This is a genomic window from Streptomyces sp. NPDC046831 (assembly GCF_040645305.1).
In the GTDB taxonomy this organism is placed as follows: domain Bacteria; phylum Actinomycetota; class Actinomycetes; order Streptomycetales; family Streptomycetaceae; genus Streptomyces.
Window position 1 is genome coordinate 1 of record NZ_JBEYXZ010000073.1, and the last position, 4233, is coordinate 4233.

Genomic DNA, 4233 nt, shown 5'->3' on the forward strand with positions numbered 1-4233 from the left:
AACTCAGCACGAAGGTCCTCAAGCGACATACCTCCGGAGACGAGGGATATTTACAGAAATTAGTCTGAAAAATGATGAAATTAAGCTACGTAATTTAAAAATCAAAAAGGTCATCGCACTGGATGAAAACATCAAAGTATCTGAGGATCTTGTTCAAAAAGTACGAAGTGAGCTTCAGTTTCAATACTCTCAAGCTGAGTATTCAGAAAAAACTTCTCAGAAACTTTATGAATTCCAAAATGAAGAATTATCAAAATTAACAACAAAATTAGACACGATGAGTTCTGCAATATCAGAACTACGCAAAAAAGAGCCTTTATTTTTTAAAACAAAATGGATCAATCAAATAAATGACCTGATCGACCAACACAACACCCAACTAGACATCCAAAAGCATATTTCTGGTCTTAGTGAAATAGAAAAAAAAGAGAGATATTCTGATCATTTAAATAAATGGACAGAAGAAAATCAGCTGCTCCAGCCTAAAAAGTCTTTTGCAAAATTTGACGAACCGAACATCACTGTTAAACAACGAAAACTTAATGATCAAATTTCAAATATAGATCATCAAATTTCTGAAATATCACGCAGAGAAACTGAGTATCAAGAGTATGTACGCGATCAAAGACTGGAGATCATAAATAGTTATATATTTGAAGAAGATAACTATGGAAATAAATACTTTAGTCCTCAAAATGGTGAAAAACAAAAGCGACTATATGCAGAAGAAATGGAAGATCTAAAAATCCAAGAATTGCATGCGGCTTTTACAAAAAAAATTGAGACCGAAGCGCAGCAAGAGTTTTCCCAAAAAAGAGCAATACAGCTCGAAAACGACCGAAAAGATCGTGAATCTAGAGAACAGCAGTTACGTAAAGAACGAGAGCAACAAGAACAACGCTATGCACAAGAACGAGAGCAACAAGAACATTTGGCATTTGTAAGACGCCAAGAACAAGAAAAACAGCAGAGAAATGAGCCTAAAAAGCCAGAAAATGACAATAACCATGACTACACGCCTTAGAAATCCCATTTAAGCGCAAAAAAACGGGGGTTTTAGCGACTTTTGATAGAAATACAGTAAAACTATAGTTGATAAAAATAAAATCGCTTAAAACGCAAATGAGAGCCTTTTAGCGAGTGTCTACGAGCGACACAACGAAAGGTTGCTTATTCCCCCTCTGAAAAACCGTTTTTTATTGAATTACTGGGGACAGTGATTAGCGAGTGTCTACGAGCGAAGTATTGATGCTTTTGCTCGTCAAAAAGCATGAGCATAGCGAATGCATTATTCATGTTTTGCTTTTTGAATCCTTGATCATATATGCAAAAAACTGCCCCCACGAAGCGAGTGAAACGAGCTTCAATAGAGTACGAGCTTTAGCGAGTACCAAGGGCAGTTTTAATAACTCACTTTGGAAATAAATTCCCTTTTATTCTTTTAAAAAGCTTTTAAAAGCTTTTAGACCCTCTGAAAACCTTATGCAGCAATAGTTTCAAGCGTTAAAAGGGTACAAATAGCATGATAAAGGGTACAAATAGCATGATTTTATCGTTTAAAAGGGTACAAATAGCATGATTAAAGGGTACAAATAGCATGATAAAGGGTACAAATAAATTATTGTACCCTTATGTTTATTGGTGTACATTGTTTTCTCATAAGGGTACAAAAATCATGTTCATTTTTTATAAGGTTTGATATCTGAATGAATAAAGAAAATAGTTATGATAAATCTTATCCAGTAACAACAATGGCTATTCAAAACAAAGTTACTGAATGCTTTAAAAGCATGTCTGTAGATGAAAAAAGAATTTTAATTATGGCTTCTCCGATTGCTAGAAATGTCGATGCAAGTGAACAAGATCAAATCTTAATATCTGCTCAACAATTTGCTGATGACTGTGGTATCAAAGTCAATTCTGCTTATAAACAAATTGAAAATGCGTCAAAAAAACTAGTAGATCGGTCCTTTTCATACGTTAATGATAGGGGGAAAAAGGTCTACTCTAACTGGGTAATTGATGCTACTTATGAAGATGCAGGGATATCTTTAAGGTTTACATCTATTGTTTTGGTGATGTTGAAAATTTTAGATAAATACAATCCATACACTCGTTATAAAAAAGATGTAGTTCTAAAATTAAAAAAAGACTACTCAATAGACTTTTACCATTTAGCGAAAAAAAATCAGGCAAAAAATGGCTTTGAATTAACGCTAGATGAAATGTTTACAGAGTTTGGTTTACCAGAATCTTATAGAGATTTGAGGAACTTAAAACGAAGAGTTTTGAAGAGCTCATTAGATGAAATTAATGAATTTACCGATGTAACAGTTGACTATAGTCCAGTTAAAAAAGGACGTTCTGTTGTCGGCTTTAAGTTCACTGTGAAAGAAAAATCTAAGCCAAAATTAATAGCTCCTGAGCGAGATCCAAAAACAATAGATATGTTCTGCAACCTGTCTGATGCTCAAATTAACAAGTACAGTGCTATTTTATCTAAACTTTCTGAGCTATCAGACCTAAGTAACTTCCAGGACTATCCTAGTTTTGCCCTTTGGATTAGTGGCATCTTACGAGATCCGAAAAGTGTAAGAGAGGAAACAGCAAAGCGGATTTTTAAAGCTCTTCATAGCAAGACGGATTTTAAACCATGAAAACTAGAGCTGAATTAGATGCAATGAGCCATCAAGAACTCAAAGACTATGAGCAAATTTTACTTGCTCTGTGGACACCAAGAATGGCTATTGAAAGTGACATTGAAAGGTTAAGCACTAATCGCAACGAATTATTAGAAATTTTTAATCAATTAAAAAATCCTGATGCTCCTGAAAATGAGCGTTTAAAAAATTCTATTTTATCGCTCAAATATAAGATTGAAGATTTAGAAGATAAATTGGATGATCTTATTCAAGATAATCGCTTAAATCGTGCAGATTGAATTATTCAGTTTATTTAATTAAAACCGTGAAACATTGATCAAAGAATAGGCGTGGAACGTGAATAGTCACAAAAAAGCCGTTCCAGTGCGCTGAATACTGGAACGGCTCAAAGTAAGATAATGATTTAGAAGGGATAAATCAAAGCATTTCGTATAAGGTGTATTATGTTAATTTTAGAAAATCTAAAATAATTATTGATAATTTTTTTTTGAAAATTTAACATACCTTCCGATGGGTATTTTAGGTATGATTACTTATGAACAGTGTGTTACTCGCTTATGTATTACTTGGATTTTCAATAGTTTCCGAAGTGATTGGAAGTAGTTTTTTAGTTAAATCGGAAGGGTTTACAAAACTTTTTCCAAGCGTGATGGTCTTTATTTTTTTTAGCACGGCATTTTATTTATTATCACAAGTTATTAAAACAATCCCTTTAGGTATCGCATACGCTATATGGGCTGGTGTTGGGATTGTTCTAACTGCTGTAGTTAGCTACTTTGTTTTTAAACAGACACTAGATAATCCTGCTTTAATTGGAATTGGTTTTATCGTATCTGGCGTAATAATTATTAATTTATTTTCGCAATCAGCAGGTCATTAAGTGAAAGAAATTCGGCAACAAAAGAAGCAACCAGAGGTTATTCGAAAGCGCATCCTTGAACAGGCAACTATTCTTGTTTCTCAAAAGGGTATTTCTGGTGTTTCTATTCAAAATATTGCTACAGCAGTAGGTATAACAAAAGGGGGGGTATTTCACCATTTCCCGAATAAAAAAAATTTGATAGAAGAAATGTTCAATCAAATAATTCTTGATTTAGATCAAACAGTTGAATACTTGATTAAACGCGATCAAACAGAATATGGTAAATTCACACGAGCTTATATTCATAGTTCTTTTATCCATCAAATAGATGGGGTGGTTTCTGCTTGGTCAGCGTTATCAATGACTATGATCACAGAGCCTACCTTTAATAAAATTTGGATGGAATGGCTAAAAAATAGATTATCTCAACATGCAGAAACGGATAGTCATCCTGATTTAGAGTTACTTCGTTTAGCAGCAGATGGGTTGTGGCTACAAAGTATTACCGGAGTCATTGATGATGAGCAATGTTCAAAATTAGAAGACGATCTGCTTAATCGAACCTATTTAACATAAAATCTCTTATGCGAAATTTAGGTCTTATCCCAAATAAATCCATTAAAAAGATCTTTATCTTTCTGCCTATTTTCTTCAGTCTTACTTTCCGTGCTTAAAAACTTTTCAAAATCGGTTAGTTGACCCTTAAAA

General features: G+C 33.5%; 4 protein-coding genes and 1 pseudogene. All 5 read left to right on the top strand.

Translation table 11 applies throughout. The features are described from left to right. A pseudogene (locus tag ABZ920_RS30395) lies at positions 1 to 1024 on the top strand (mobilization protein (MobL-like)); the annotation flags it as partial. Between the two features lie 682 nt (positions 1025 to 1706). After that, entirely contained in the window at positions 1707 to 2657 is a 951-nt protein-coding gene (locus tag ABZ920_RS30400; protein ID WP_001031297.1) for a replication initiation protein, read from the top strand. Then, the gene (locus ABZ920_RS30405) at positions 2654 to 2941 is read left to right on the top strand and encodes a hypothetical protein (protein WP_000857160.1); all 288 of its coding nucleotides are present in this window, start codon (positions 2654 to 2656) and stop codon (positions 2939 to 2941) included. The genes ABZ920_RS30400 and ABZ920_RS30405 overlap by 4 nt, the downstream gene beginning before the upstream one ends. Before the next feature lie 257 nt (positions 2942 to 3198). Then, positions 3199 to 3543: an SMR family transporter gene (locus ABZ920_RS30410; protein ID WP_005199344.1), complete on the top strand. Its 345-nt coding sequence runs from the start codon at positions 3199 to 3201 to the stop codon at positions 3541 to 3543. Continuing rightward, entirely contained in the window at positions 3544 to 4101 is a 558-nt protein-coding gene (locus tag ABZ920_RS30415; protein WP_016165572.1) for a TetR/AcrR family transcriptional regulator, read from the top strand. Positions 4102 to 4233 lie beyond the last annotated feature (132 nt).

Excerpts from the sequence above, each read along its gene's own strand:
- ABZ920_RS30405 (WP_000857160.1), top strand. The coding sequence starts at position 2,654 with ATGAAAACTAGAGCTGAATTAGATGCAATGAGCCATCAAGAACTCAAA.
- ABZ920_RS30410 (WP_005199344.1), top strand. The coding sequence starts at position 3,199 with ATGAACAGTGTGTTACTCGCTTATGTATTACTTGGATTTTCAATAGTT.
- ABZ920_RS30400 (WP_001031297.1), top strand. The coding sequence starts at position 1,707 with ATGAATAAAGAAAATAGTTATGATAAATCTTATCCAGTAACAACAATG.